Origin of the sequence: Rhodococcus sp. AW25M09, from assembly GCF_000333955.1 — a bacterium.
Lineage (GTDB): Bacteria > Actinomycetota > Actinomycetes > Mycobacteriales > Mycobacteriaceae > Rhodococcoides.
Map to the genome: position 1 here is coordinate 1 of NZ_CAPS01000009.1, position 26969 is coordinate 26969.

A 26969-nucleotide genomic window follows, 5' to 3' on the forward strand; every position below is an offset into this window, starting at 1 on the left:
TCCCCGGCCGGGTGCCCGTGTAGATGCCCGGAATCCGAAAGCGTAGTGGCGATTCTTCGTATTCCTCGAGGGCATGTGCGGTCCACCCGACCATGCGTGCGAATGCGAACAGCATTTCCGGCGTATCCGGCCTGAGCCCGTAGGCACAGGTGAACGTGGCGAGAGCGAAATCCGAGTTGGGAAACGTATCGAATCGATCGCTCACCTCCTCGATGACGACATCTGCAGCCGCGATCACGGCGGTTTGCGCACCGTGAGCGGGGTCGCGGAGCACCCGAAGTAGTTCCTCGGCGCGGGGGTCTCGATCCGTGTACACGACGTGCCCAAAGCCGGGGACTCCCGTTCCTGACCTCAATTGTGTTGCAATAGCGGCTATCGGATCGTCGATCGCCGTCATCAAGAACCGATAGACGGGATCGGCAGCCGAACCGTGCAGGGGCCCGTCGATGCATCCGAGCCCCGCTGCGAGAACCGAATAGAGATTGGCCCGGGTACTCGCAGCCACCCGGACTCCGAGCGTCGACGCAGCAAGTCCGTGATCGGCCATCAACACCAGCGCAACCTGCAGTGGCGCGAGGCCGCGCGGGTCGGACTCTTCGGATTTTATTGCTGCCCAGATAGATTCGGCCACGGACTGTTGCGGGGCCACGCCAACGAGGGCCGCTGCCACTGTTGCCAGCAGGTGGCCCGCCTCGCGGACGACCGACGTGTACCCGGTGTCGAAACGCAGTGGGCGGTAGGTGGACGCGATGTCGACGGCGATACGTATCCGGTCCATCGACCGAGAATCCGGTGCCATGAGTCCTACGGCTTCTCGACACCGTTGCACCACAACGGGATCAGCGTCGAACTGCACGTCGTCGAGCAGTTCGCCGGTCCAGACGAAGTGCGCGACCGACTCGAACGGGTGCGAGCTCAGTTCGACCGCGTCACGGCCACGAAAGTAGAGATGCCCGTCGTCGAGCAACGTGATCTGGGTCCGAATACGTTCCACTGCACCGATGTCGGTGCGGCGGGCCGTGTCGCGGCCGGCGAGCGCTTCCACCTCGTCGACGTCGAACACGCTCCCGCGCACTCCGGACAATCGGCTGCTGGTCAACAATCCGCGGCTGACGTAGGCGTACACGGTCTCCGGTTTGACGCCCAGCCGCGCCGCGGCCTGGGAGGTGGTGAGCAGATTTCGTCCGTCGGAGGGTGCCATCTTCACACTTTCACATTGACTCGATCAACATTGACAACAATCAACATTAACGCGGATCGTGGGGGTTGACCAGCGCAAAGGAGATCAGTCATGACCGTTCTCGAAGCCCCGCGAGGGCTCCACAACGTCGTCGTCACCACCACGTCGATCGGCGACGTGCGGGGGGACGAGGGTTTCTATCATTACCGCCAGTACTCGGCGATCGACATCGCGCGCACTCTGACATTCGAGGACGCATGGTTCCTCATGGTCGAGGGTCGGTTGCCGGACGATTCCGAGCGAGTCGAGTTTCTGCGTGCGGTGGCACCACTGCGAAAGCTACCGGACGACGTCGCCGCGGCCGTGAAGACTGTGGCGCGATCAGGCCCCGAGCAGCCACTTCTCGCGTTACGGACGGTGTTGTCGGGGATGGCAGGTGCGATACCGCTCTACGAATCGTCGGAGTCGGACAAGCGCGCGACCGCACAGCGCCTGTGCGCGATGACTCCGACCATTTTGGCTGCGGTGCACAGGATTCGGTCCGGTAAGGAACCCATCGAGCCGCGCGAGGATCTGACGACGGCTCAGAATTGGTTGTTCATGATCACCGGAGATGTGCCCGCTACCGATCGTGCCCGAGCCGTCGATCGCTACCTGACCGCCACGATCGATCACGGATTCAACGCATCGACGTTCACTGCGCGAGTCGTGGCGTCCACAGGCTCGGATATCGCCTCGGCCGTGTGTGCTGCCATCGGCGCCTTTGCCGGACCACTCCACGGGGGCGCTCCCGATCGCGCCCTGGACGGACTGGACGAGATTGCCGATGTCGAGTCGGCCGATGCGTGGGCACGCTCGAAAATCACGGCCGGCGAACGCATCATGGGGTTCGGGCATCCGGTGTACAGGACCGATGATCCCCGGTCGGTGATGCTCCGCGAGACGGCGCAGGAGATGGGCGGTGAGTTGATCGACAAGGCCGTGCAGGTCGAGAAGGTCATCATCGCTGCGCTCGCAGATCTGAAGCCGGATCGGAAGCTGTACGCCAATGTCGAGTACTACGCAGGCGTCGTGATGGAACTGTGCGGAATCCCTCGCTCGATGTTCACCCCCACCTTCGCGTGCAGTCGAATGATCGGGTGGTGCGCCAACATCGTCGAGCAGTCCCACGACAACAAGATCATCCGCCCGATCGCCCGCTACGACGGTCCAGTGCCTTCGGCAGTGGCACGGTTGAGTTCCACCCAGGGCTCTTGAGCACGCCACTGCGGCGCAGCCGCAATTCGGTATGCAATCATGGATGTGCGCCTCGGCGCGCAGCGGCGGTGGGGCTCGCCGTAACCGAACCTCGGCCTTCGAGCCGACAACAGTCCCTGTCTCGGCAGTCGCATGTCCGCAGATAGGGAGCAGGTAAATGAACGATTTCGACGAGATGCACGGCGGTGCCGCCGACCGATCCGTGCCAGTTGACCCGGACAGCCCGACACCATCGCGTCCACTACATATCCAGCCCGCTGCGATCGCCGCGGTAGCACTCGGCGGTCTGGTGGGCACCGGCATTCGCTACGGGGCGGAGTCGGCGTTCCCAACCGGCTCCGGCTCGTTCCCGTTCACCACCCTCCTCATCAATCTCACCGGAGCCTTCGTCCTGGGGATGTTGTTGGAACGGCTCGTGCTGTCCGGTCCCGATGACGGCTGGCGACGTCGAATCCGGCTGTGCGTCGGCACCGGGGTACTCGGCTCGTACACCACCTACAGTTCGTTCGCCCTCGAGACCGTGGAGTTGCTGCGAGACCATCGAGTGGTGGCGGCCGGGGTGTACATGGCCGTCAGCGTGATCATCGGCACGATCGCTGCCGGAGCGGGCATCGTTCTCGCACAACGAATCGGGTCCCGGGCGGAGGAGCAGCGATGATCGCACTGTGGGTTGTTCTCGCCGGAAGTGCTGGGGCAGTGAGCAGATTCGTGCTCGACGGCGTCATCCGATCGCGACTGAAGACCGACTTTCCCTTCGCCACAGTGTTGATCAACGTGACAGGGTCGGCGATCCTCGGTGTGGTGGCGGGGTTGGTGGCGTTTCGTTCGGCACCGGAGCAGGTACAGGCGATCGTCGGCGTCGGATTCTGTGGCGGCTTCACCACTTTCAGTACCGCGAGCGTGGAGACAGTTCGACTGCTCGAACGACGCCTCTACAGACCCGCGGCATACAACGCCATCGGTACGGCACTAGCTACCACCGCAGTGGCCGGCGCGGCAATGGTTGCAGCGGCGTACATCTGAGGGCGATGTCGAGCACAGTGGCCCCGAGGGTCGTGCGGACACCGCGACCCTGCCGGAGCCACAGAATCATCGGGTTTCGAGAAGATCCTTCTTGGTGATCTTTCCGACGGAGTTCTTGGGCAGCGCGTCGTGGACGTCGATACGAGCAGGCCGTTTGTACTTGGCAAGATTCATTTCACAATGCGCAGCCAACAACTCGACCGAGATTGCTCGGCCGGTTCGTGCCACTACGTGCGCGACCGGAACCTCCCCGTAGATGGCGTGCGGTTCGCCGACGACCGCGGCCTCGAGAACGTCCGGGTGGGTTTGAAGGACATGCTCGATCTCGCTGGGCGCGATGTTCTCTCCACCTCGGATGATCATGTCTTTGAGCCGATCGACAAGTGTGAGATAGCCGTCGCCGTCGAGGTATCCGATGTCGCCGGTGTGCAGCCAACCATCGCGGATGGTGTTTTCGGTGATCTCGGGTAGGCCGAGATACCCGCGCATGACCGTTGCTCCGCGCACGAGCACTTCTCCCGTGTGCCCGGGGTTGTCGTTCGGCCCGTCCGGTGTATCGATAGCGATGGCGATACCTGGAAGCGCGATTCCCACGGTGCCGGGCTTCCGTGGTCCAGCTGGCGGATTGATGGTCGCTGCGACCGTGCATTCGGACAATCCATACCCTTCCACGACGGGGATGCCGAACGTCGACTCGACCGAGGCGATCAAGCCGGCCGGCATCGGGGCAGCGCCGCAAATAGCAAAACGCAGCGACGAAAGATCGTGCTCGGTGCGCCCTCGGTCCGCCAGAAGCGAGTACATGGTCGGTACTGCGGAAAAATAGGTGGGTTTGACGTGTTCGATGTTGCCCCAGAACGAATCCGGGGAGAATCGATCGGCAACGTGAACGTTGCCGCCTGCACGCAACGGAGCCACGGTGCCGACGACGAGTCCGTTGCAGTGGAACAGAGGCAATATCAACAGGCTGGTGTCCTGCTCGCTCAAGTCGCAGGCCGAAACGATTGCGGCACTCATGGAGTCGATGTTGCTGTGGGTCAGGACGCATCCTTTCGGGCGACCTGTCGTTCCTGAGGTGTAGACGATCAACGCGGGGTCCTCGGCGGTGACGGCCGCTGCTCGGGTATCCGACGCGGGCTGGGGAGTGTCACCTTCCGCGTCGACGTCGAAGTGTCCTATTCGGAGTTCGGAGGCAAGAGAGTGTGCACGCCGTTCGCCGACGATCACTCGCGCATCCGAGTCCGCGAGCTGGTAGCGAACCTCCTCGTCGGTCAGCGCCGGGTTGATCGGTGTCATCGTCGCCCCCGCCGCCCAGCTGGCGTACATGGCGACGATCACGTCGATTCGGTTCGGGAGCAGAACCGCCACCACGTCTCCGGGCTCGACCCCCAATCCGACGAGACGGCGGGCCGCACCGGCGACCGCGATACCGAATTCTTCGTTGGTCATTCGCCCATCGGAATCGGACAGGCATTGTCCATCCGGGTCGTGCTCGATGCGGGCGTACAGCGAATCCAGCACAGGCACGGAGGTGGCTAGAGGTGACAGCATGTGACGTAGGTTACCGGTACGGTTTCATTGAATCTTCGTTCCCGCAGCACAAAATGCTCGTTGCACCTTGTTTCCTCGAATCATGAAGGATCACCATGATCGCACCGACCGACCCCTCTCCCGACGCCTCGAACACGGTGCGCGCACATGTGGCCGCAGTTGCAGCCATGCTGAACGCCGACCTGTCTACGTTGGTCGGCGAGATGCGAGCATCACTGGCCAGCGAGATCGCGGAGTTGAACAGCGAACCGTCGCTGATCGACCTATTGGGTTCGAGCATCGAAGGAAATGTCGACACCATCCTGCATGCTCTGCAGTACAACATCGGCGAAGACGGCTTCGAGCCACCGGCAGCAGCCTTCGAATACGCGAGACGGCTGGCCCAGTGGGGTGTCTCGGTCAACGCTCTCGTGCGCGCCTATCGGCTGGGTCAACAATTTCTGATCGGTCGAGCGTTCGAAACGTCACTGGCAATCGACACATCGGACAGTATTCGGGTCCGCGCTCATGACCTGATCGTGGATTCGGTGTTCGACTACATCGACTGGATCTCCCAGCGCGTGGTCGTGGTCTACGAAACCGAGCGGGAATCGTGGCTTGCGGACCGCGAGAACGCCAGACTCGATGCAGTACTCGATCTCCTCGGCGGCACCGGTTCGGTCAAGTCCGTAGAGCGGGTGACCGGCTACCGTCTCCACGGTCGCCACCTGGCGGTGGTGGCGTGGACGGATGGAGCGACCATCCGTGACGACCGGCTCCGCCGCTTCACCACCTCTATTCGCAGCTTGGCCGGCGAACTGGGCAGCCCTGTGCCACCGCTGGTCGTCGGCCGTGACGGCGCGACCGCGTGGGGTTGGATCCAGATCACCGACGGCGACGCCGTGGCAGTGTTCGACCGACTCAATTCCCGTCCGAGGACGGCAGATGCACCTCTTCTCGCAGCCGGCACAGTTGCCACCGGCGCTGACGGTTTCGTCCATTCCCATCAGCAGGCGCAGCGCGCGCACCACGTCGCGGTGTTGGGTCGCCGCGGCAGGTCCATCGAACGATACGACGACCCCGGTCTGGCCGTGGTGGATCTGTGCGCGCACGATCCGTCGGCGCTGCAGGCCTGGGTCCTCGACGTTCTGGGGCCCGAGTTGGCCGCCGACACCGATCAATCCGAACGTCTGCGCACGACCTTGCGGGTCTATCTCGCCTGCGAACGCAGCCTGACCGCCGCAGCCTCCGTCATGACCATGCACAAGAACTCGATTCGATACCGCGTCGACAATGCCGAGAAGCTCTTGCCTACACCCATCTCCGGTAACCGGCTCGCGGTCGAGGTCGCGCTCACCGCCTGTCATTGGCTCGGTGCCCGCGTTCTGACTGATGACCAATTGGTTCCCCAGCACAAATTGTGACGCGAGCCTCAGTCTCGTGAGCCATTGGGGTGGCCGATGAGATGGCCGTAGCTTTCTGTGGTGCAGGACACACAGTTCGTCGATCGGCACCTACGCGGTGTGTATCACTCGACGAGTGGGGCTGGCTCCTGCTTCTCCTTCGTCCGCGCTTGCGCACAGAAAGCTCACACATGGGATTCAAGAACGGTCAGTTCCCACCTGTCGACCTCGAGACATTTCTCGATCGACCGCTGCTGGAACGAGTCAAGGCCTTGGCACTGCACTGGGTAGATCACGGATTCGGTTCACCGAAAGTGATTCCGACGACATACGTGGTCAAACTCGTCGTGCTCTATCTGGGAGTCGGCTTGACCTTGGTCACGTTGACCTCCGACGTGGGGTTGCCCTGGCAGGTCGGTCAGTGGTGGAACGAGATCATCGTTTATCAGAAGCTGGTCTTCTGGACGATGCTTCTCGAAACCATCGGTGTCGCGGGTTCATGGGGCCCTATCGCGGGCAAGTTCAAGCCGATGACCGGTGGCGTGCTGTTCTGGGCGAAACCTGCCACCGTCCGCATGCCGCCGTGGCCGGGCAAGGTGCCCTTCACTTCCGGAGATGCCCGCACGCCTCTCGATGTCGTGCTCTACCTTGTTCTGTTGATCAGCTTGGCGATCCCTGTGGTCGCTCCCGGCGCGGCGTCGAGTGCACTCGCCTCGCTACTCCCCGACTCGACGGGCACCCTGGTCGACCCGCGCTTGGCGATCGCGCCGATTCTGCTGACAATCGTGCTGGGTCTTCGCGACAAGACCATCTTCATTGCCGCGCGCGCCGAGCAGTACGGTCCCCCCATCGTCCTGTTCGCCTTGGTCGGAGCCCTCGGGAACAACGCGATCGTAGATCTCGTCGTCGGGCTCAAGCTGGTGATCTTTTCGGTGTGGGTCTGCGCCGGAGTGTCCAAGTTCGGAGCGCACTTCGCCAACGTCGTCCCGCCCATGGTCTCCAACAGCCCCTGCATTCCCACCCGATGGGCCCGCCGCAAGCACTACCGAGATTTCCCGGTCGACATCCGGCCGTCGGCAGCCGCCAAAACCATCGCGCACGTCTTGGGAACTACCGTCGAGATCGCGGTGCCGATCGTTCTGCTCTTCACCACCAACACCGCGATCGCCCTTGCCGGCGCACTGTTGATGGTCACATTCCACTTGTTCATCGTCTCGACGTTCCCGCTGGCCGTGCCGCTGGAGTGGAATCTGCTGTTCGCGTACGGGGCCGTCTTCCTGTTCGTCGGTTTCCCTGCAGGACAGGGCTTCTCGGTGTTCGACGCGTCGCCGTGGTTTGTTGCCGCAGCTCTGTTCTGCCTGTTCTTCTTCCCCGTCCTGGGCAATCTCCGACCCGACCTCGTGGCCTTCACCCCCTCGATGCGCCAGTATGCAGGCAACTGGGCGTCCGGGCTGTGGGCGTTCGCCCCTGGTACCGAGGACAAGCTCGATCAGATCGTGCGCCCGACTCGTAATCAGGTCCGCCAGCTCGAGGCCATGGGGTACCCGCCGGTGGTTGCAGAGATAACGATGCAGCAGACCGTCGCGTGGCGTTCGATGCACAGTCAGGGCCGCGGACTGCTGTCGCTGCTCATCGACAACATCCCGGACATCGATCGGTTCACCGTGCGTGAAGGCGAATTCGCCTGCAACTCCATCATCGGATTCAACTTCGGCGACGGGCATCTCCACGACGCTTCGCTCATCGAGGCGATCCAACGGCGCTGCAACTTCGCACCCGGAGAACTCGTGGTCGCCTGGGTCGAGTCCCAGCCCATCCACCGAAAGACTCAGTCCTACAAGCTCATCGATGCTGCACTCGGGGTGATAGAAACGGGCACCTGGAACGTGGACGATGCAGTCTCGACGCAGCCCTGGCTACCCGACGGCCCCATTCCCATGAATGTCACGTGGCGTCGTCGGTCCGGCTCCGCACCGTCCCGCCACTCCACCGATGCCCCAGCGGCACCGTCGGCTGCCCCTATGCCGAACACGATGCCGCGCCGAACGGCTGCGACCGCAGGGGATTCGACGCTGTGAGTCGAACGGCTACCGTCGTCGGCAGCGGGCCGAACGGGCTCGCTGCCGCCCTGGCCCTGGCAAGGGCCGGCCTGGAAGTCACTGTCCTCGAGGCCGCTGACGAGATCGGCGGCGGGACAAGAAGTCACCGTCCGTTCACCTCCGCCGATCTTCTGGTCGATCACTGCGCAGGCTTCCACCCGATGGCAGTGGGATCGCCTGCTCTGGGCGACCTGCAGAACTACGGCTTGAAATGGGTGTGGCCCGAGATCGATTGCGCTCATCCACTTGTCGATGATGCGGCGGGGTTGCTGCATCGTTCGGTCGAGAAAACGGCCACCGGGTTGGGTTCGGACGGACGGCGATGGAAAAGGGTGTTCGGGTATCCCTCCTCGAGGTACGGCAAACTCTCTACCGACCTGCTGGGCCCCGTCGTTCACGTTCCTCGTCATCCCTGGCTGTTGGCCCGCTTCGGCGCACCGACGGCACTGCCGGCGGCCACCCTGGCGCGCCTGTTCACCACGCCTCAGGCACGGGCATTGTGGATCGGTGCGGCGGCGCACGCAATGAGGCCACTGACCGAGGTGTTCTCCTCGGCCATCGGCGCTGGCATCCTCACCGCCGGCCATCACAACGGGTGGCCGGTGGCCGAGGGTGGAACGTCGGCGATCTCCCAGGCAATGCACCACGCACTCCTCGATCATGGGGCATCGGTGCAGACCGGGACCACCGTGACCTCCCGAGCGGATCTACCCACTGCCGACGTCACCCTGTTCGATACCAGCCCTACGGCGGTGACATCGATACTGGGCGAAGCCCTGCCGAGCGCGACTCGACGTTCGTACGGTCGGTTCCAGTACGGGCCGGCGGCATTCAAGGTAGACATCGCCGTCCGAGGCGGCGTCCCGTGGAGCGATCCTCGGGTTGCGAAGGCCGGGACGGTCCACGTCGGGGGAAGCGCCGACGAGATCGTCACCGCCGAAGCGGATGTGGCCGCAGGGCGGATGCCGGACCGTCCCTTCGTACTCGTCGGTCAGCAGTACGTGGCCGACCCTCAGCGTGCAGATGGCGATGTCGTCCCCGTCTACGCCTACGCGCACGTCCCTGCCGGCCTGGACATCGATATCACCGAAGCGGTGATCGAACGAATGGAACAATTCGCACCCGGTCTCCGATCACGAGTCATCGAAACCGTCACCACTACCCCGAACAGCTTCTCCGCCGGCAACGCCAACTTCGTCGACGGCGACATCCTGTGCGGCGCATCGTCGCCGACACAACTGCTGCTCGGCCCGAGGCCGGGGCGCGATCCCTACCGCACCGGCACCCCCGGGCACTACCTGTGCTCGGCGGCGGCACCCCCTGGCCCTGGAGCGCATGGCATGGCCGGTCTGAACGCCGCCCGCAGAGCCTTGCACGACCTGAACCGACACTGACCGAGCGATCACGTTCACCATCAACTCATTTCCACCCCGAACTCGAAGGATTACGACATGACCGAACTGGACGGCAAACGTTTCTTCATCACCGGATCCGCAGCCGGAATTGGCAGGGGCATAGCAGAACTCGCTATCAGCCGCGGTGCCCGCGTCGTTATCAGTGACATCGACGCCGACGCCGCCGAACGTACAGCCCACGACATCGGCGCAGCCGGAGTGGCCAACTGCGACGTCACCGACGAAGCCAGCGTGGTCGAAGCCATCGCCGCAGCCGAGGGCCTGCTCGGGGGAATCGACGTCCTGGTCAACAATGCCGGTATCGAGGTCGCAGCGCCCTTGGCGGAGCAGTCGACCGAGAGCTTCGACCGAATCTTCGCCGTCAACGTCCGCGGACCGTTCGTCGCGACGAAGGCCGCTGTTCCCGCCCTGAAGCGCAGTGGTGGCAACATCGTCAACATTGCATCGATCGCGGGTACTGGAGGCAGCCCGTTGTTGGGCTCGTACTGTGCCACCAAAGCTGCACTGATTCAGCTCACCCGCGTCGCCGCAGTCGAACTCAGGGCTTCGGGCATCCGCGTGAACGCAGTCTGCCCTGGGTTCGCCGACACCACGATGGTCGATCGCCTTCGACCCGAGTTCGAGGCAGCAACAGCGGTTCCGTTCGGTGATCTCGTTGCAGCACAACAAGGCAGACTCGGCACCGCGAAGGACATTGCAGAGGTCGCCTGCTTCCTCGCCTCCGACCGGGCAAGCTGGGTGACCGGAAGCCACTACGTCCTCGACGGTGGCCTGACCGCCTCGCTGATCTGATACCGCACCCTCGAACAGCAAGGAAACGCCTCTGGTGCTGAGGAAGTCGACGCAGTCGTTGCCTTCTCCGCCTTAGCGTAGTCATCGTGGTGTATGGGCAGCAGCCCCATATTCGGCGGCCGTCTCGTCGCGTCTTTGCTGTAGATCACAACTTCTGTCATCGATCGACACCACACGCGTATGCGTTCCACCCACATATACGACGGATTCTGTCGTGCGCTCACAAGGCCTTCATCTTGGCAAAGGGATAGCCACCGATGACCACGACGACGAATACATAGCCTGTCAGACAGAGCAATTCCCACGTCGTTCTGTCACGCTGAAATTCCAGAAATATCCAAATGAGAGGAGCCAGAAGCAAAATGGCAGCGGCGATGCCGCAGACCGCGAATGACTTGTTCGCCACAGCGCGTAGGTGCGGCGTGGTCTTCACTCGGTCCGATACTTCGCCGCCGTAGTAGTCGGAATGGAGCACCTTCCCTCGCAACCCCACTGCTGCCCCGTAGCTGAACGCGACGATGCCCACCATCAGTCCTAGAGCAAGTGCAGTGTTCACGGCTACAGGATTCCCTCGGCTGAACCGGGCAACCTGAACGACCGGTGCATCTGGATTCCTGCCTGCACGACGACGATCAGCGCGGGACGATCGAGTTCGATCGATGGTGTGTCCATGCCATCCAGGCTATCTACGATCAGTCTCCGAGACCACAATGCCGGGTGGCCCCTTGCCCACCCTCGTTACCGTTCGACCAGCACACGGTGATGTGATGTGCGCGGTATGCCGTACTGCGTGAATTGTACTGAGCTGCACTGTTACCGGGCGAATACCCGGAACGCTGCTCACCACGCAGGGAGAGGGCCGGAAGACCGCCGACCCACGGCACGTGCTCGCTTCGAACGAAAACTACCCACTACCCGGCATATTGCTTACTCCTCGATCAGGTCGAACTCCCAGTTGACTCGTTGGATTTCCAGGTCCACCAGACGGATTCGTTTGGCAATATCGTCTGCAGTGGAACGTAATTCGGAGACCGGTAGTGCCGCTACGTAGACCAACTCCGATCGCAGTTGCCGCGGCCCGTAGCGGCGGTCCTGATCACGTCCCGATGCCGCATCCGCGGCCGCAGAGATCGCCTTGTGGCGCATACGCAGCACGTCACGAGACGCGAGTGCGTCGGTGATGGTTCCATCTCGCACCGTGGCGGCACTGTTGGTCCGGTTTATCCGGCGAATGAGCACTTCGAGTCGATCGAGTCCGATGGTGTACTCCGACAGCAGAGCTGATGCATCCTCGGCCGGTGATTCACCGTCCTGATGACGTGCGTTCGCCAGAATCCGAACCTTCAGGTGTTCGGAGCGCTTGATCAATTCCCCTCGTTCGGCGAGGGCCTCTGCAAGTTTCATGATCTGCACCTCGGACCAGTGGACCCGAAGGTGGTCTGAATGCGGGCGCTCATGCGCCTTTCGACGTGTCGAATCTGTTCATGGATCTACAAGTACCACAGTTCTTCGAACTACGAAAGAGCCTGTGCGAGCCACTGATCGCCGCGCCACTACCGAAGATCAAGAAGTAGTCGCTTCAACAAGCCGGCGAGTTGGGCTCGTTCGTCCGGATTCAGAGACCCCAGCAGAGCCTCCTCGTTGGCCACGTGCGCGGGCAGTGCGGCATCCACTGCAGCAATCCCGGCCGGAGTCAGTTGCACGATGACCACCCGCCGATTGGTCGGATCGATTTCGCGTTCGATCAACCCCTTGTCGGTCAGACGGTTCAACCGGTGCGTGACGGCGCCCGAGGTCACCATCGCACTGTCCAGCAACTGACCCACCGTGAGACGATGCGGAGACCCAGCGCGTCGGAGCGTAGCAATGAGGTCGAATTCCCCTGGCTGCAAACCGAATTCAGCCAAAACGGCCTGTGTTCGTTTGTCCAGAACGGACGCCGCTCGGCTTATCCTGCCGATCACAGCCATCGGACTCACGTCCACATCGGGCCGCTCGGCGCGCCACTGCTGCACAATCCGGTCCACTGCGTCGACAATGTCGTCCGCCATCGGTCAACCACCCTTCAATACTTCAGCGCTTAATTGTTTGACATTCTCGCACGCCGGTCCTAGCGTTCAACGTTAGATAGTTCAACGTTAAGATATTGCCGAAACCCATCCTGGAGATGAGCCCACGATGCAGACACCTCACCAGCAGGCGCAACCAACCGATGCTCGACGCCTCATCCCGCCGCAGGTCACACCGTCGGCTCTCGCATTCACTGCCACTGCGGCACTAGCTCCCATCCTGTGGGGAACGACCTACCTGGTGACCACCGAACTCCTTCCGCCGGATCGGCCCATGACCGCCGGCGCTCTGCGAGCAGTTCCCGCCGGGCTACTTCTGCTGCTCATAGCACCGGGCATTCCGGCGAAGGGCTGGCGACTGAAGACCGCGACCCTCGGCGTGCTGAACATCGGATTGTTCTTCCCCATGCTGTTCGTGGCGGCCTACCGACTGCCCGGAGGCATCGCCGCCGTCGTCGGGTCTGTTCAGCCGCTCGTCATCATCGCGATATCGGCCGCCGTCGGTTGGGGACGAACCCGTCCTGTGCAGATCGGATGTGCGGGGGTCGCTGTCGCAGGGGTTGCCTTGACTGCAGCGGCGGGCACCGTCCGGCTCGACGGGATCGGACTCGCCGCGGCAGTAGTTGGGACGGTAAGCATGGCAACGGGTATCACCCTCACCAAACGGTGGGGCGTGGCTCCGAACACCAACCCGCTCAATTCCACTGCGTGGCAACTACTCGTCGGCGGGATTGTCATCGGCCCGTTGATTCCGATCGTCGACGACGGCCCGTGGGCCATCGATGGAAAGGCTGTTGTCGGCTACACCTGGCTGGCGGTAGTTGGCGGGGCTGTGGCCTACTCGCTCTGGTTTCGCGGTGCACGCCATCTTCCGTCCACCAACATCGCACTCCTCGGCGTGTTGAGCCCGCTGACGGCGGCCGTACTCGGATGGATCGTGCTGGGACAGGACATGACCGGACTGCAGTGCACGGGTTTCGGTATCGCTCTCATCGGGTCGATAGCCGGCCAGCTCGTCGCGACCGGCCGACGTGATCGGTCGGGAAACGGGAGATGACAAGAGTGCGTCGTCTTCCCTCTTCGATCTTTGTCGACTGCGGTACGCGAATCATGCTGATTGCGAACAACATTTCTTCTTTCGGGCAAAGACCAGGTAGGGCATCCGATTCGTGCTCTCGTTTCAGGGACGGCGGTATCCACGCGCAAGGGACCGAAGTACAAAACGACCGGTTCGTCCGTGTCGTACACCTGGACGCAACAACAACGATCTATCGTGACCCCTATGACCTCGTCCAGGTACATGCCGCCACGAACCGAACCTGGATCGCGTAGGCCTGTCGAGCAAGGGTCGATCGCCGGAGATTCGCACGCTCAGGTCGGCCCGCGCTCTTCTGCGCGGACGGCACAGAAGCGCCGACTCGGTCGACGTTGGCTGGCGGGATCGGTGTTCGCTGCGTGCATCGCCCTTGCAGCGCACGCGTTCTTCCTGGGATGGGCGGGCCCGTTCGGACTTTTCGGTAACGGTATCGATTCCATCGTCTACCGACACGGTGGCGAGGTAATCCTGCACGGTGAGCCGTTGTACGACTTCGCCCTGTTCGACATCGGATTGCCGTTCACCTATCCACCTTTCGCGGGGTTGATGTTCACTCCGCTTGCGCTTGTCACTGTGGCGAGCGCCGTGACACTGCTGCAAGTGATCAATGTGTTGTTGGTCTACGCGGCGGTGGTGCTGAGCTGGCGCGCTCTCGGACACCGCAGCGGTATGACGTATCTCGTCAGCGCGGGGATGGCGATCGCGTTCACCTGGCTCGAGCCGGTGCGCATGACCATCTGGCTCGGCCAGATCAACCTGCTGCTACTCGTCTTGGTCTTGTTCGATCTGAGCCGAGGCGAGGGCAGCCGCCTGCGCGGCGTCGGCGTGGGAATTGCCGCGGGACTGAAGCTGACCCCCGCATTCTTCGTCCTCTACCTGCTGGCCATCAAGCAGTGGCGTTCGGCGACCATCGCGTGCGCCGCGTTCGCAGTCACAGTCGCCGCCGGATTCCTGTTCATCCCCGGCGATTCCTGGAAATTCTGGACCACGACGATGGTCGACTCCGAACGGATCGGAGCGCTCGCATCACCGGCGAATCAGTCGATCCACGGCGCTCTGGCCCGCCTGTGGCCGGGCCACACGCCGCCGTTCCTGGTCTGGTTTCTCCTCGCCGCCGCCGTTGCCGTCCTTGCTCTATGGACGGCTGTGCGCGCTCACAAAGCAGGGAAGGCGTTGCTGGCCTTGGTAATCACCGGACTCGCGACACCGATGGTTTCTCCGTTCGCATGGGGCCACCACTGGGTGTGGTGCATACCGTTGACCATCGTCGCTCTCGATTATGCGAATGGACGCCGCACCTGGTGGAGCTGGCTGGCACCGCTCGCGGTGACCGCACCCATGATCGCCTGGTACTTCACCGACTACCGCGGCATCGAGGCGATCGGCATCTTCATGTTCGAGGGATCGCCAGCATTCGAGTTCGCGGTTCAATTCACCTATCCGGCGGTGTTTCTGGCAGTCCTCGCCGCAACACTCGTCTCCTCGTTTCGGCAATCGAGCCCGGCCACCGTCTGAGTTGCCGGTTAACGGCGACGACAGAATCGTGTGCAGTCGACCGCGCGCAGCGCGGCTGGCTGCACCGGATTTGGTCGACGGTGGCGATGATGTGGGCAACAACCTGCTCGATTCGCTCGGTCAGGTCCAACCAGGTGTACCGAAGGATCGGCCAGCTCTGCGACAGGGCATTCTGCCGAACCCGATCACGTTGAAATGCGTCGCGATCGTTGTGAAATACCCAGCCGTCGATCTCGATCGACACCATGTCCGCCAGCAACGCGATGTCGAGTTCGTACCCGCAACTATCGAAATCGCCGACATCCCGCTACTATCCTCGGTACATCAGACCGGATGGTCTCGAACGTGGAGGACTCGAAATGCCGTACTTCGGTGTGTTGGTGATGTTGCTGTGGGTGTTCTGCCTGATCGACGTGATCACCGCCGACGATGGTGGCGTGCGGTATCTCCCGAAAATTGTGTGGCTGCTGCTCGTGGTGTTTCTTCCCTTGGCGGGATCGCTCGCCTGGCTGTTCGCAGGACGCCCGATAGGCGGCGGGATCTGGGGAGGCCCTGGCGGCGGGTCCCACTACCAGCGAGCGGGCAACTCCGCGTTTCCGGAATACGAGACCCGTCCGGGCCGTCAAGCCGCGCAGAACTCTGAAGCAGACGCCGAGTTTCTGCGCCGCTGTCGGGCTCGGGCAGAGGAGCAACGCCTACTCGAACGCGAGCGACGCAAGCGCGATCTCGGGCTCTGACTCAGCGCTGCTGAATCGACGGCGAATCGATCGTTCCCCACCGGGAGGGCGGCAACACGATCAGGCGCGCCTTTCCGATCACATCGTCCACCGGAACCGTCCCACCCAGTTCGTCACTGGCATGAGCTCTGGAATCGGCTGAGCCGCTTCGGTTGTCGCCCATCACCCACAGATTGCCGGACGGAACGGTCACCGGCCCGAAGCAGCGACCGGATTGCGGCGCGGTCTGGCACGTGAGCGCGTCGTCGACAAACGGGAAGTCCATGACGACATACGGCTCTTCGAGTGGGCGACCGTCGACCTCGACGCGACCCTGCGAGTCGCAGCATTGCACGGTCTGCCCTGCGACAGCGACGATTCGTTTCACGAGATCGTTCTCGTCGGGCGCGACCAGCCCCGCCCATGAACCGGCATCCTGCAGCGCCTTCGCAATCGCGTTGGTCGACCTCGTCGAGCTGTAGCCGATGTTCCATGATGAGGTCGGTGCCCGGAACACCACGACATCACCGGGGTGCGGATCACCGAAGCGGAATGCCATCTTGTCCACTGCGATTCGATCACCGACAAGAAGCGTTGGTTCCATCGACCCGGACGGAATGTAGTACACCCGTCCGACGAAAGTCTGCAACAGAACACTGAGAACCAACGCCACAACGACGAGGACGGCGGTCTCTCGCAGCCAGGTCGGGATTCTGCGTCGAGGCGCGTTGTCGATGTCGTGGTTGTCGGCAATCACCATCCTGACAGCTTAGAGCCCGACTGTTGCGTATCGTACTGAGCATGCTGTTTCTGGGCGTCGTACTGGCTGCGGTGGGAGCGTTCATGATAACCATCGCAACCAGGCAACTGTCACGCGTGAACGAGGGCCACCATCTGCCGATGATCATCGGCCGTTTCGCAGTCCCTTCCCCCTCGAAGGTCACCGCTCTTCGGGTGGGCGCGCAAGCCGTCACTGCAGTCGCTGCGTGGATCGTCCTCGGGGCGACGTGGGATTACCTGGCACCCTGGCCGTCCCTCATCGGAACCGCGATGACTCTCGTTGCAGCAGTTGTGATTCCAGTCGTCGCCATAACCTCAGCGCACAATCGACGTCTAAGGACCCCAGCCGGATAGTTCGGCGACACTCGCGTCCCAATCCTGTCCTGCTCGCGAACGAGGAGAAATCTCAGATGAAGTGGTTCGTATCGGCCCGCAGTGCAGAGACCACCAGCAGCACAATTCGCACGGGCGAGGCGACGGGGTGGGACGAGGCCGTTGCGCAGGCGATACAGACCGGTCGCGAATTGACGCACGCGGACGACGGCTCGCAGCTCGGCCTCGCGAGAAACTATCGAATCGGCGACGGCGAGGGGGTGTCGACCGACAACGGTAGCCACACCGCGAGCGAGGACGACCTACGACGCCGCATTCAACTGCAAACCGAGTACGACGCCGGAACGGTGAACCCAGCTCCACCTCAGGCCGCATCCATGACTCCAGCGAGATCGGTTGTCGAACAATGGAACCGAGTTACCCAGTGGCTCGCGGACAACCTCTCGTCCGTCCCGATCGTCGGTGCCACCGACGAACAGATCACGGACGCAATGCGCGCAACCGGTGGCCTGTGGCCCGAGGAATTGACTTCGCTGTTCAGTCTGGTCAACGGCTTTCCCCGCGAAAGCTGGGTATCGATCTTTCCCGGGCACGAGTTGTTCGACCTCGACCGCGCTGTCAGCGAGCGTCAGCTCGAGCTCGACATCTGGAGTGAAATAGACGCCGAGATGGGTGCCGAACCTCAGACCGATTCGCCCGCTGGCGACTACCTCGGGACCTACTCGCCCTACTTCATTCCGTTCGCGGGAGCAGACGGGTACCTGCTGTTCGTCGACGCTCGCCCGGGGCCCCTGCATGGGTGCGTCCTAGAATTCGAGAAAGTCGACGCCGACGGCGCAGGCCCCAAGTGGCCATCGTTGAGCGCCATGTTGACGGACTTGGCCGACAGCTTCCAGACCGGCAGAGCCTTCGACGGTCGGACTCCTGCCGTCGTCGACGGCCAATTACGTTGGCAATAAGCAGTAATGGCGTGAGTATCGGTGCACACCGAGTTGCTGGGAAGGCGACCCCGACGAACCACCGATCGAATCACTCTGGGATCTCAGATCTGTAGGAGCCGTCGACCCTTCCGCGGATGCGTCGCAGTGCCTTCCACCCTGCGGGTGTCACTACTGTGCTGACGATTACTCCGAGCATGACGCCCTGCGACAGCGCCGACCATTGACCCGGACTGTCTCCGAACAGCGGCCACTTGTACACAACGCCCAGTACTACGAAGAAGATCACCCCACGCACTGCTTCACCACCTCGTCGTAATGGAGGAATTCGACCGATCGGTATATTGTCGCAGTACCGACTGCACCACAGAAGGATCGACGTGTCGAACCAGCGATCGTTTCGCAAGTACGTGACGGCCGTCCCGTTGAACAAGAAAGACGGCGCGACTCGCAGCGACTACCGCAACGCGATCGTGTTGGCTCCCACGGTCGGAATCGGTTTCTTCCTGGCTCAACTTGTTGTGCAGTCCGATTCGAAGCCGCTCGACATCGCTGTCGGATGCGTGGGTGGCGCAATCACCGGATTCCTGTACCTCTATCTCGCATACCGGGTCGACAGTCGGCCGACCTAGGCGCACCGAACTCGACGGCGCGCGCCGGCGCGAGGGCGTAAGCGAACATGTAGCTCACTGCACCGAGCACCCCCAGCACAATTAGTGAATCCGGAACGCCGGATGCCCCGGCCGACGCGGCCACCAACCAGGCGAACACGCCACCCACCAGCAACACCACCGACGCAGCAGAGCAGAGCGCGAATCGATGTCTCCACCTGTTTCGGCTGCGAGGTGGCCAGTGCACCGCGGTGCGTATTGCGTAGCTCCCACCCGCGACCGCAACAAGGCCCACTATCAGCCCACAGAGCCCGCCGATGATGACGGGGAGAGTCAGATTCCACCATCGGCCGTCGACGACGATCGGCAGCATCATCACCGCGGCCGTACAGCCACCGCAGACTGCGGCCACGCACAGCTCCTTGGCGATCCATTCCATGGACTGACTCAAACATACGACGGGTGCTCGATCGAATCGCCCGCACCCCGCCGCCGCAAACGCGCGCGCATTCGCTGAACGCTCCCGAAATCGCCACCCATTCGGGCCTATTCCCCGCGCACCTGACAAACGCGCGCGCATTCGCGAACTGCCGACCCCACTCACGCCCCCAACCTATCCGCCCGCACCCCGCCCGCACCCGCCCGCACCCCCGCCGCCGTAAACGCGCGCGCATTCGCCGAACGCTCCCGAAATCGCCACCCATTCAGCCCTATTCCCCGCGCACCTGACAAACGCGCGCGCATTCGCAAATTGCCGACCCCCCGAACACCACCCGGACGGATCAGGCTCGCTTCGACGAGTACATTCGCGCGTCGGCCATTTTCAGTAGCCTGTCGGGGTTGACGGTCGGTTCCCAACTCCATCCGACGCTCACGGTCACCGGGATCTCTGTGCCATCGATCTCGTAGGGGCCGGCGAGCAGGCCGACGACTCGGCCGGCCAGATGTTCGACGCCATCGAGTGAGCGGGCGCTGCGCAGTAGGACGACGAATTCGTCTCCGCCGATGCGGCAGGCGACGTCGTCGGCGCGGACGTTGTCCATGATGCGGCGGCCGATCGCCTGCAGAACCAGATCGCCCACCGAGTGCCCGAACCGATCGTTGATGGATTTGAACGCGTCGACGTCCACGAAGAGAACTCCAACCGAAGTACCCTCGGCCGTGTCTCGCAGTGACTGCAGCTCTGCCATCAGTCGTCGTCGATTGCCCAGTGAGGTGAGATCGTCGAGCAGCAGTTGGCGTTCGAGTGCTGCCTCGGCGGCTTTGCGCGCGGTGATGTCCTGGATCTGAGCAATCACCACGTCCCCCGCGGCGTCGTCGCGGACCACTGTGGCGTTGCGCTGCACCCAGATCGTCGCGCCGTCCTTGCGGATGTAGCGCTTCTCCGAGGCGACGCTCGTCAGTGTGCCCTCGGCCAGTCCTTTGAGGTGTTCGTCTGCGATGACGACGTCTTCGGGATGGGTGAGGTCTCGAAAAGTTCTCTGCTGCAATTCTTCCGCGGTGTAGCCGAGCAGCGTGCACAGAGCCTTGTTCACCTCGAGCAAACGGCCGTCCACCGTGAGGATCGCTTTGCCGATCGGGGCGTGCTCCATCGCGATCCGAAAGAGCCGGATCGCTCGGTCCCGCTGACGCTCGACTTCGACTCGTCCACTGACATCGACGACCATCACCGTGAATCCGACGACAGCGTCGTCGACGATATCGGGAACGTAGGTGGCCGCAGTGGTGCGCACGGCACCGTGGACGTCGATGAGGGTGCGATCGAACTGCTGCTCACCCCCGGCGAGAACACCGGATATGTGCGGCAGATTCAATTCGTACAGCGTCTCACCGAGGAGATCACTGAGGTGCATACCGACCATCTGCGCGGGCTCGATACCGAAATATTCGGCATAAACCTTGTTGGCGAATACGTTCCGGAGCGAGCTGTCCCAATATCCGATCATCGACGGTAATTGGTCGACGGCTCGCGAGACACCCTCGGTCGCGGGCATACACGGATCGGCCATTAACCACCCCTGGATGCTCGACGTGATCGACAGGAATCACGTTACCGCAGGTAGGGCGGTCTGGCAGCGGATCGGACAAAGCTGTACGTGCGCACTTGCGCACATATGTGTACGTTGAAGCCATGCTTTTCGCCAATCTCGCGTTCCGACGCCTCTTCACGGCTCAGGTTGTCGCGCTGGTGGGTACCGGACTGTTGACGGTTGCATTGGGGCTCCTCGCCTACGACATCGCCGGGAGTTCCGCTGGAGCCGTACTGGGTACCGCACTGGCGATCAAGATGATCGCGTATGTGTTTGTCGCTCCGATCGTTTCGTCTCTGACGAACTCACTACCCCGCAAGCTGGTTCTGGTCACTGCAGACACCGTCAGGGCGCTAACGGCCTTGGCGTTGCCCTTCGTCGATCAGGTGTGGCAGATCTACGTTTTGATCTTCGTTCTGCAGGCGGCGTCGGCAACCTTCACGCCCACCTTCCAGGCCGTCATCCCGTCGGTGGTGCCCGACGAAAAGCAGTACACCCGCGCCCTGACGCTCTCTCGCCTCGCCTACGACCTCGAATCTCTGGTGAGCCCGCTGATCGCCGCGGCGTTGTTGACGGTCATCGGATTCCACACGCTCTTCGTCGGCACCGCGGCAGGGTTCGTCGTCTCCGCAGTGATGGTGCTCGGCACCGCACTGCCGAAACATACTGCAGTGCACCGTGAACGGCCGACCACCGGCATCGTCACCTTCACCAAGAACCACGAGCTGCAAGGACTGCTCGCGCTGAACACCGTGGTCGCCGCAGCAACGGCACTGGTCATGGTCAACTCCGTGGTCTACGTTCGCGACCTGTTCGGCGGCGGGTCCAGCCAACTGGCCATCGCACTCGGCTTCTACGGCGCAGGCTCGATGGCGGCGGCACTGCTGATTCCCAGGGCCCTCGAACGCATCTCCGACCACACCCTCATGCTCGCCGGGGCCGCAGTAGCCGTCGCCGGCGCCGCGGCAGCAACTGCAGTGGCAACCCTGCACGGAGGATCGGCAGCCTGGTTCGCGCTGGCGACAACCTGGTTGCTACTGGGCATCGGCACCTCGATGATCAACACCCCGTCGGCCAGGATTCTGCGTCGTGAATCGAACGAGAGAACTCGGACGTCGATCTTCACCGCGCAGTTCTCACTGTCACACGCTGCGTTTCTGGTCACCTATCCGGTGGCCGGCTGGGTCGGCGCGCAATTCGGACAGTTCACTGCGGCGGCGGTGCTCACGGCCTTGGCTACACTTGCGGCATTGTCCGCAGCACGCCTGTGGAGTCGCTCCCGTGATCCGGTCGTCGCCTCCGCGTAGGGAGAAGACAGTAGATGCCACCGAAGAAGGAACCGCGCATCAGTCTCGATCATGCTGTCCAACCGGACTCCGACCGCTTGGCGACGGCCAGCGACACCTTTCGGATGCTGTCCGATCCCACCCGACTGCACATCCTCTGGCTACTCGACCGCGGCCCCGCAGACGTCAGCGCACTGACCACAGCCACCGGAACGTCGCGTACTGCCGTCAGCCAGCACCTGGCCAAGCTTCGATTCACCGGACTGGTCGAGACCCGTCGGGACGGCCGCAACGTCATCTACCGCCTGTCCGACGGTCACCTCGCTCGTCTCGTGCGTGAAGGCCTCAACTTCGCCGACCACAAGGTGACCGGCGAGCCCCCACACCAATAGCCCTGCACCACAACCAGAAAGCACCCGATGAAGCGCCTGGCCGCGATCACCGCCATCACTCTCGCCGCGACGGCACTGTCGATAGCCCCGGCGTCTGCACACGCATCGCTGCAGTCGAGCAATCCGGCCGAGAACGCGGTGCTCGACGCCGCTCCGGACGAGGTGACCCTGACGTTCAGTCAGGACCTGCAGTCCACGTTCGCGACGGTCACCGTCGTCGGATCCGATCGAAGCCAATGGGGAGCATCGGAACCCGTCGTGGACGGCAACACTGTGACCGTCGATCTCGACGGCCTCGGTGACGCGGGCGAGTACACCATCGGCTACCGAGTGGTCTCCGGCGACGGGCATCCCATCACCGGTGCCATCCCGTTCCAACTCACCCAGGCGTCCCCGGTGCCGGTAGCACCGCCGGCCACCGACCTGTCCTTCACCAACGAGGCCGCACCGGCCGCGGCCGAGGACACCGACAGCGGCTTTCCGCTATGGGTCATCGCGGTGGTCGTCGTCGCGGTTGGGGCGTCGGGCGTGCTGTTCGCGCTGCGCAAACGTACGCACTGACGGTCCTCTCGGGCGCGGACGTGAGAACATGCAGCCATGAGCGACGGTGGGTCACACCCCAAGTCCGATGGCCGCAAGCGGCGTTGGGAACAGCACAACACCGATCGCCGACGTCATATCATCGAGGCCGCCATGACGGTGCTGGCCCGCGATATCGCCCCCGGTGAGCGGCTCACCACCGCTCAGATCTCGGCGGAAGCAGATGTGCATCGCACCGGGCTCTACCGTCATTTCAAGGATCGCACCGATCTCGATACGGCCATCCAGCGAGCCATCTGCGAGCAGCTGTCCGCGGCCCTGGTCACCTCGTTCGCGTTGACCGGCACTCCTCGCGATGTGGTGCATCGGGTGGTGAGCACCTATGTGCGCTGGGTTGCCGAGCATCCCGCCTGGACGCGTTTCGTCGAGCAGGATGTCAGCGCCGAATCACCGACGCCGCTCGAACAGACCAACGCTCTGCTGGCCGAGCAGCTGGAAGTGAGCGTCGCGGCATTCCTTGCGCTCGTGCACGCGGATCTGTCGACAGATGATTGGTCGTTGGTGCGGCCGTGGGTGGCGGGCCTGGTCTCCGGATGCATGGGCGCAGTGCGCAGTTGGAGTGCACAGGCCGAATCACGCACCGGCCTGGACCATTTCGCGACGTTCCTGGCCGACACCATCTGGCTTCAGGTCAAGGGCCTAGGGGCTTCCCGAGGCATCGCCATCCCCCAGATTCCGCTCGAAACCGTCCCTCTCGACACGGTTCCGAGCGAGACAGCGACTCAGCCGAACGACGGCTCACTGCGGTAGCGCGACGGCCGTCCGTCGATACCGAGTGCGCGCCAGACGCGTCGGGACACGCGGTTCATCAGGCCCAGTTCGTCGGCGAGCATCCGCACGTCACCGAATGTGTCGCGCAATGTCTTTCGTGACGAGTCACTGTTCCACCAGACGGCGTCGACGACGTCGTCGGGAATGGCGAGTTCGCGTCGCATCCGCTTGCTCGGCTTCATGATCATGTCGCACAGCAGTCGCATGATGACCGGCGTCAGAACCGAGATCGCACTCTTCTGGACCGGTCCGAGCCGCGGGGCCTTGTGCTTCAAGTACTGATGCGCGAAGCCGATGTGGCGCGCTTCCTCGGCGATGTGAATCTGCATCACCCGCATCACCAAGGGGTGCCCCACAGCTCCGCTGCGCAGAATCCCCTTCTGCATGTGGTCGATCGGTTCCTCCCCGGCCAGGACGCCGACAAAGAATCCGAACGGTGCCGATCGGCTGGCGAACAGCGCGAGCACCGGCACGATCTTGCGGAACCACGCAGGTCCGCCGGGCACGTCGATGCCGATGCGGTTGACCAGTTCCTGGAACATCTGGGTGTGGTGGCACTCTTCGGTCGCCTCGTGCGTCGAGTACCGGAATTCCGGTGAATCGTTCGGCAACGTGAGGGCGTAGTGCATCAGCCCGCTGATCAGGATCTGCTCGAACTGCAGTCCGACCTTCACCATGCTGGCCTGGCGATACATTCCGACGTGGATCTGCCGGTCCAGCGGCAGCGACTTGTACCAGTCGGTGTGGCCGAGCGGATCCTCGTCGGGCAGAACCCAGCGGGGATCGTCGGGAACTATCGCGTATTCGGGTTCGTCCCACGGAATGTCGAGGAAGGCGTCGAAGTGCTGATGCACCGATGCCGTCGACAGAGAGTGCAGGTTGTCTCGATAGAGCGTTCGTGCGTCGTCGACTGCAGTCATGGTGGTCCTTCCGCCTGCGTCCCAACAATCTTTACGCTACACAGCGTCACACATAAAACGAGTTAGTGCAACGGTCCGTCGCAGACACATGGAGAATTCTCTTCGAATCGACCAGGGCACAAAAAAGACTATCCAGACCAGTGCTACTGGTTTAACCTGTGGCGATGAGGACGATCACCAGCACGGAAGCCAAGACGCGGCTCAATGCGATTTTGGCCGAGGTGGAGCAGACCGGCATTTCGGTCACCATCACCAACCATGGTCGACCGGTGGCTGTGTTGACACCCGCGCAGCCGAGACCGCGAGTCTTCGGCCACCTGCGCGGCCTCGTTGTCCCGGAATCGTTCGACGAACCCCTGCCCGCATCGGAACTGGCGGCATGGGGGTCGCCGGCGTGACCTCGTTTCTCCTCGATACCAATGCACTGCTGTGGCTCGTCACCGATTCGGACAGGATGTCAGACGACGTGCGGAACACCCTCGCCGATCAGGGCAACGAGTTGACGGTCTCGGCAGCCTCGGCGTGGGAGATCGCCATCAAGACCCGAATCGGCCGACTCGACGGCGGGCCTCTCCTGTCGACGTGGGCCGAGACATTGTCAGCGATGAACGCGACCGATCTTGCGATCGACTCTGCGGATGCGTCGGCGGCCGGGCGACTCGACTGGCATCACAACGATCCGTTCGACCGAATGGTCGTGGCTCAAGCCCTCCGTCGCCATCTCACGATCGTCACGAGCGACCGCATCGTCCTGGACGGGGCATTGACCCCGACGCTCGACACTTGCGCCTGAGATTTCGGCGAGGTCAGCCCCACAGATGCCGTTGCCCGACAGCCGCTGCCATCGGTCCCAGATCGAATGTCGTCGAATCGGTCATCAGGTACGGCACGCGGATCTGGATCGCGTACTCGCGGTGCTCGAGCAGAACCTCGAGATGTGTGTCCGACGCCTCCTCGACCGTCCCGTCGGAGACGATGGCGTAAGACCGTATTTCGCCGGATCCGGATCGCAACCGGTCGACGAGTTTCTCGCACAGCACCGCGTTCGACGAGTCATCCCCATCAGGGATCGACGCCAGCACCCGCTGCCCGCCCGAGATGGCGTTGACGACGGCCACGGGGTCGAGTCCCCATTTCTCGGTGATGCGTTCGGCAGCGATCTCGATACACACGTCGAGTAGGTCGTCGAAATCCCGCTGGCACTCGGCGCTCGTCACTTCTCGCCACTTGGTCATCATCGAAAACCCCCATCGTCGACCGGCTACCCACCACTTCGACGGTTCGCGAGAGCAAACGGTTCCCGAAAGTCGTACATTCGTGCCACTTTTCTCGACGGCAATCAACGTCGACGCTTCGATGTGGCCCGTTCACCCCCGGGCGACGGCTATAGGGGGATCTGGTTCACCAGCAGTCGCGGTGGAGTCGACTCGGTGACCGTCGGTTCGTCGAGTCGATGCAGTACATAGCCGCCGAGGGTGACCGCGCATGCCGCGAGGAGAGCGCCTGCACAGACATCGGTCAACCAGTGGACACCGAGATACATTCGCGTGCAGGCAACGACAACGGTGACCGCGACGGCGATCCCGAGCAGCAGTGTTCGCACGGCCTTCGACCGCCGCGCACCGGCCATGAGGGCGAGCATCATCAGCAGGGCAGCGGTCCCCGTCACGTGCCCCGAGGGGAACGAGGCATCGGTCTCGACCATCAGCTGGATCGATTGCGGCGGCCGCTCGCGACCGACGATCAGTTTCAGGATCGCGCACAGCATCGATGCCGAGCCGACAGTCACCAGCATCACCAGTGCCGGGCCGTACCGTTTTGTTCGCCACACCTGAATGACGGCAACCACCAGGCCCAATGCGGCAGTCTCCGCCGGGCCACCTGCAGTGGTCACGGCCGTTGCCCACTCACTCAGCGCGTGCGATCGATGATCGACGAACCACTGGGCCACAGCCGCGTCGGCCCCGGTCAGCCACCCGTTGCTGTGCACCGCGAGGGCCAGAACCAGAACAGCGAAGGCGTAGCCCAGGGCGGAGAAGATCGTCGCGCCGGCTCGGTCACCGCGAATCCGCAGCACCGCCCCGAGCACGACGACGGCAGCTGCGATCGCCAGTCCTGCGGCTTCGACGTCGGCGGTGGCGACTTCGGTGAACATTTCGGTGGCCGTGGCATGCACGGCGGACATCGATGAGGAGGCAAGCACGGAAGTCAGT

30 protein-coding genes are annotated in these 26969 nt (G+C 63.0%); 19 read left to right on the plus strand and 11 right to left on the minus strand.

What is annotated here, in order from left to right:
• Positions 1-1201, minus strand: a 1201-nt coding sequence (locus RHODMAR_RS01165; protein WP_008710382.1) for a citrate/2-methylcitrate synthase, incomplete at its 3' end; no start/stop codon positions are given.
• A gap of 90 nt (positions 1202-1291) precedes the next feature.
• Here RHODMAR_RS01165 and RHODMAR_RS01170 point away from each other — a divergent pair.
• The 3 genes from RHODMAR_RS01170 (at position 1292) to crcB (ending at position 3460) form a co-directional block, all read left to right on the plus strand.
• Positions 1292-2437, plus strand: a complete 1146-nt coding sequence (locus tag RHODMAR_RS01170; RefSeq protein ID WP_008710384.1) for a citrate/2-methylcitrate synthase — start codon at positions 1292-1294, stop codon at positions 2435-2437.
• Between the two features lie 157 nt (positions 2438-2594).
• Entirely contained in the window at positions 2595-3095 is a 501-nt protein-coding gene (locus tag RHODMAR_RS01175) for a fluoride efflux transporter FluC (RefSeq protein WP_008710386.1), read from the plus strand.
• Complete coding sequence (gene crcB, locus RHODMAR_RS01180) at positions 3092-3460, plus strand: fluoride efflux transporter CrcB (RefSeq protein ID WP_008710389.1); 369 nt, start codon at positions 3092-3094, stop codon at positions 3458-3460. Before RHODMAR_RS01175 ends, crcB begins: the two co-directional genes overlap by 4 nt.
• A gap of 66 nt (positions 3461-3526) precedes the next feature.
• Here crcB and RHODMAR_RS01185 read toward each other — a convergent pair whose 3' ends face one another.
• Entirely contained in the window at positions 3527-5011 is a 1485-nt protein-coding gene (locus tag RHODMAR_RS01185; protein ID WP_008710392.1) for a class I adenylate-forming enzyme family protein, read from the minus strand.
• A gap of 95 nt (positions 5012-5106) precedes the next feature.
• Between RHODMAR_RS01185 and RHODMAR_RS01190 the strand changes: the two genes are divergently transcribed.
• The 4 genes from RHODMAR_RS01190 to RHODMAR_RS01205 all read left to right on the plus strand — a co-directional run bounded on the left by RHODMAR_RS01190 (position 5107) and on the right by RHODMAR_RS01205 (position 10699).
• Positions 5107-6414 carry a PucR family transcriptional regulator gene (locus RHODMAR_RS01190; protein ID WP_008710393.1) on the plus strand — a complete coding sequence of 436 codons (1308 nt, stop codon included), beginning with the start codon at positions 5107-5109 and terminating at the stop codon, positions 6412-6414.
• 170 nt (positions 6415-6584) lie between these two features.
• Positions 6585-8471, plus strand: a complete 1887-nt coding sequence (locus RHODMAR_RS01195; protein ID WP_008710395.1) for a DUF3556 domain-containing protein — start codon at positions 6585-6587, stop codon at positions 8469-8471.
• Entirely contained in the window at positions 8468-9886 is a 1419-nt protein-coding gene (locus RHODMAR_RS01200) for a phytoene desaturase family protein (RefSeq protein WP_008710398.1), read from the plus strand. The genes RHODMAR_RS01195 and RHODMAR_RS01200 overlap by 4 nt, the downstream gene beginning before the upstream one ends.
• 57 nt (positions 9887-9943) lie before the next feature.
• A complete protein-coding gene (locus RHODMAR_RS01205; protein WP_008710400.1) occupies positions 9944-10699 on the plus strand; it encodes an SDR family NAD(P)-dependent oxidoreductase in 756 nt (251 codons plus the stop codon).
• A gap of 220 nt (positions 10700-10919) precedes the next feature.
• Here RHODMAR_RS01205 and RHODMAR_RS01210 read toward each other — a convergent pair whose 3' ends face one another.
• From RHODMAR_RS01210 to RHODMAR_RS01220, 3 genes are all read right to left on the minus strand, one after another.
• Entirely contained in the window at positions 10920-11255 is a 336-nt protein-coding gene (locus RHODMAR_RS01210) for a hypothetical protein (RefSeq protein ID WP_008710402.1), read from the minus strand.
• Positions 11256-11626: 371 nt separating this feature from the next.
• Entirely contained in the window at positions 11627-12103 is a 477-nt protein-coding gene (locus RHODMAR_RS01215; protein WP_042937536.1) for a DIP1984 family protein, read from the minus strand.
• A 149-nt stretch (positions 12104-12252) separates the two neighbouring features.
• Complete coding sequence (locus RHODMAR_RS01220; protein WP_008710409.1) at positions 12253-12750, minus strand: MarR family winged helix-turn-helix transcriptional regulator; 498 nt, start codon at positions 12748-12750, stop codon at positions 12253-12255.
• 127 nt (positions 12751-12877) lie between these two features.
• Here RHODMAR_RS01220 and RHODMAR_RS01225 point away from each other — a divergent pair, with 127 nt between their 5' ends.
• The 3 genes from RHODMAR_RS01225 to RHODMAR_RS01235 all read left to right on the plus strand — a co-directional run bounded on the left by RHODMAR_RS01225 (position 12878) and on the right by RHODMAR_RS01235 (position 16116).
• The gene (locus tag RHODMAR_RS01225) at positions 12878-13825 is read left to right on the plus strand and encodes an EamA family transporter (RefSeq protein ID WP_008710411.1); all 948 of its coding nucleotides are present in this window, start codon (positions 12878-12880) and stop codon (positions 13823-13825) included.
• A gap of 225 nt (positions 13826-14050) precedes the next feature.
• Entirely contained in the window at positions 14051-15379 is a 1329-nt protein-coding gene (locus RHODMAR_RS01230; RefSeq protein ID WP_157225933.1) for a glycosyltransferase 87 family protein, read from the plus strand.
• A 359-nt stretch (positions 15380-15738) separates the two neighbouring features.
• Entirely contained in the window at positions 15739-16116 is a 378-nt protein-coding gene (locus tag RHODMAR_RS01235; RefSeq protein ID WP_008710416.1) for a PLD nuclease N-terminal domain-containing protein, read from the plus strand.
• Between the two features lies 1 nt (position 16117).
• Here the strand turns inward: RHODMAR_RS01235 and lepB are convergent, their stop codons facing one another.
• Positions 16118-16855 (minus strand): signal peptidase I, encoded by a 738-nt coding sequence (lepB, locus tag RHODMAR_RS01240; protein ID WP_008710420.1) that lies wholly within the window; start codon positions 16853-16855, stop codon positions 16118-16120.
• 41 nt (positions 16856-16896) lie between these two features.
• On the opposite strand from lepB, the gene RHODMAR_RS01245 reads away from it, so the two are divergent.
• The 3 genes from RHODMAR_RS01245 to RHODMAR_RS01260 all read left to right on the plus strand — a co-directional run bounded on the left by RHODMAR_RS01245 (position 16897) and on the right by RHODMAR_RS01260 (position 18778).
• Entirely contained in the window at positions 16897-17229 is a 333-nt protein-coding gene (locus RHODMAR_RS01245; RefSeq protein WP_042937495.1) for a hypothetical protein, read from the plus strand.
• Between the two features lie 56 nt (positions 17230-17285).
• Entirely contained in the window at positions 17286-18167 is an 882-nt protein-coding gene (locus tag RHODMAR_RS01250) for an SMI1/KNR4 family protein (protein ID WP_008710424.1), read from the plus strand.
• Positions 18168-18526: 359 nt separating this feature from the next.
• Complete coding sequence (locus RHODMAR_RS01260) at positions 18527-18778, plus strand: hypothetical protein (RefSeq protein WP_042937499.1); 252 nt, start codon at positions 18527-18529, stop codon at positions 18776-18778.
• Here RHODMAR_RS01260 and RHODMAR_RS28060 read toward each other — a convergent pair.
• Together RHODMAR_RS28060 and RHODMAR_RS01270 are read right to left on the minus strand one after the other, a co-directional pair.
• Positions 18723-19196: a hypothetical protein gene (locus RHODMAR_RS28060; RefSeq protein ID WP_008710426.1), complete on the minus strand. Its 474-nt coding sequence runs from the start codon at positions 19194-19196 to the stop codon at positions 18723-18725. The two genes, RHODMAR_RS01260 and RHODMAR_RS28060, sit on opposite strands and share 56 nt — an antisense overlap.
• Positions 19197-19539: 343 nt before the next feature.
• Positions 19540-20751 (minus strand): GGDEF domain-containing protein, encoded by a 1212-nt coding sequence (locus RHODMAR_RS01270; protein ID WP_198289373.1) that lies wholly within the window; start codon positions 20749-20751, stop codon positions 19540-19542.
• 137 nt (positions 20752-20888) lie between these two features.
• Here RHODMAR_RS01270 and RHODMAR_RS01275 point away from each other — a divergent pair, with 137 nt between their 5' ends.
• From RHODMAR_RS01275 to RHODMAR_RS26810, 4 genes are read left to right on the plus strand one after another with little or no spacing between them, the layout of a single operon-like run.
• Positions 20889-22094, plus strand: a complete 1206-nt coding sequence (locus RHODMAR_RS01275; protein WP_008710431.1) for an MFS transporter — start codon at positions 20889-20891, stop codon at positions 22092-22094.
• Between the two features lie 14 nt (positions 22095-22108).
• Entirely contained in the window at positions 22109-22465 is a 357-nt protein-coding gene (locus RHODMAR_RS01280) for an ArsR/SmtB family transcription factor (protein ID WP_008710433.1), read from the plus strand.
• A gap of 27 nt (positions 22466-22492) precedes the next feature.
• The gene (locus tag RHODMAR_RS01285) at positions 22493-23026 is read left to right on the plus strand and encodes a copper resistance CopC family protein (RefSeq protein ID WP_008710435.1); all 534 of its coding nucleotides are present in this window, start codon (positions 22493-22495) and stop codon (positions 23024-23026) included.
• Positions 23027-23062: 36 nt separating this feature from the next.
• The gene (locus RHODMAR_RS26810; RefSeq protein WP_008710437.1) at positions 23063-23815 is read left to right on the plus strand and encodes a TetR/AcrR family transcriptional regulator; all 753 of its coding nucleotides are present in this window, start codon (positions 23063-23065) and stop codon (positions 23813-23815) included.
• On the opposite strand, the gene RHODMAR_RS01295 is transcribed toward RHODMAR_RS26810, so the two are convergent.
• Positions 23788-24756 (minus strand): AurF N-oxygenase family protein, encoded by a 969-nt coding sequence (locus RHODMAR_RS01295; protein ID WP_008710439.1) that lies wholly within the window; start codon positions 24754-24756, stop codon positions 23788-23790. The two genes, RHODMAR_RS26810 and RHODMAR_RS01295, sit on opposite strands and share 28 nt — an antisense overlap.
• A gap of 164 nt (positions 24757-24920) precedes the next feature.
• Here RHODMAR_RS01295 and RHODMAR_RS01300 point away from each other — a divergent pair, with 164 nt between their 5' ends.
• Together RHODMAR_RS01300 and RHODMAR_RS01305 are read left to right on the plus strand one after the other, a co-directional pair.
• Entirely contained in the window at positions 24921-25154 is a 234-nt protein-coding gene (locus tag RHODMAR_RS01300; RefSeq protein WP_008710441.1) for a type II toxin-antitoxin system Phd/YefM family antitoxin, read from the plus strand.
• The gene (locus RHODMAR_RS01305) at positions 25151-25549 is read left to right on the plus strand and encodes a type II toxin-antitoxin system VapC family toxin (RefSeq protein WP_157225934.1); all 399 of its coding nucleotides are present in this window, start codon (positions 25151-25153) and stop codon (positions 25547-25549) included. The genes RHODMAR_RS01300 and RHODMAR_RS01305 overlap by 4 nt, the downstream gene beginning before the upstream one ends.
• Before the next feature lie 13 nt (positions 25550-25562).
• On the opposite strand, the gene RHODMAR_RS01310 is transcribed toward RHODMAR_RS01305, so the two are convergent.
• Entirely contained in the window at positions 25563-25994 is a 432-nt protein-coding gene (locus tag RHODMAR_RS01310) for a hypothetical protein (RefSeq protein ID WP_008710446.1), read from the minus strand.
• 146 nt (positions 25995-26140) lie between these two features.
• Positions 26141-26959 (minus strand): phosphatase PAP2 family protein, encoded by an 819-nt coding sequence (locus RHODMAR_RS01315; protein WP_157225935.1) that lies wholly within the window; start codon positions 26957-26959, stop codon positions 26141-26143.
• Between the last annotated feature and the right edge of the window lie 10 nt (positions 26960-26969).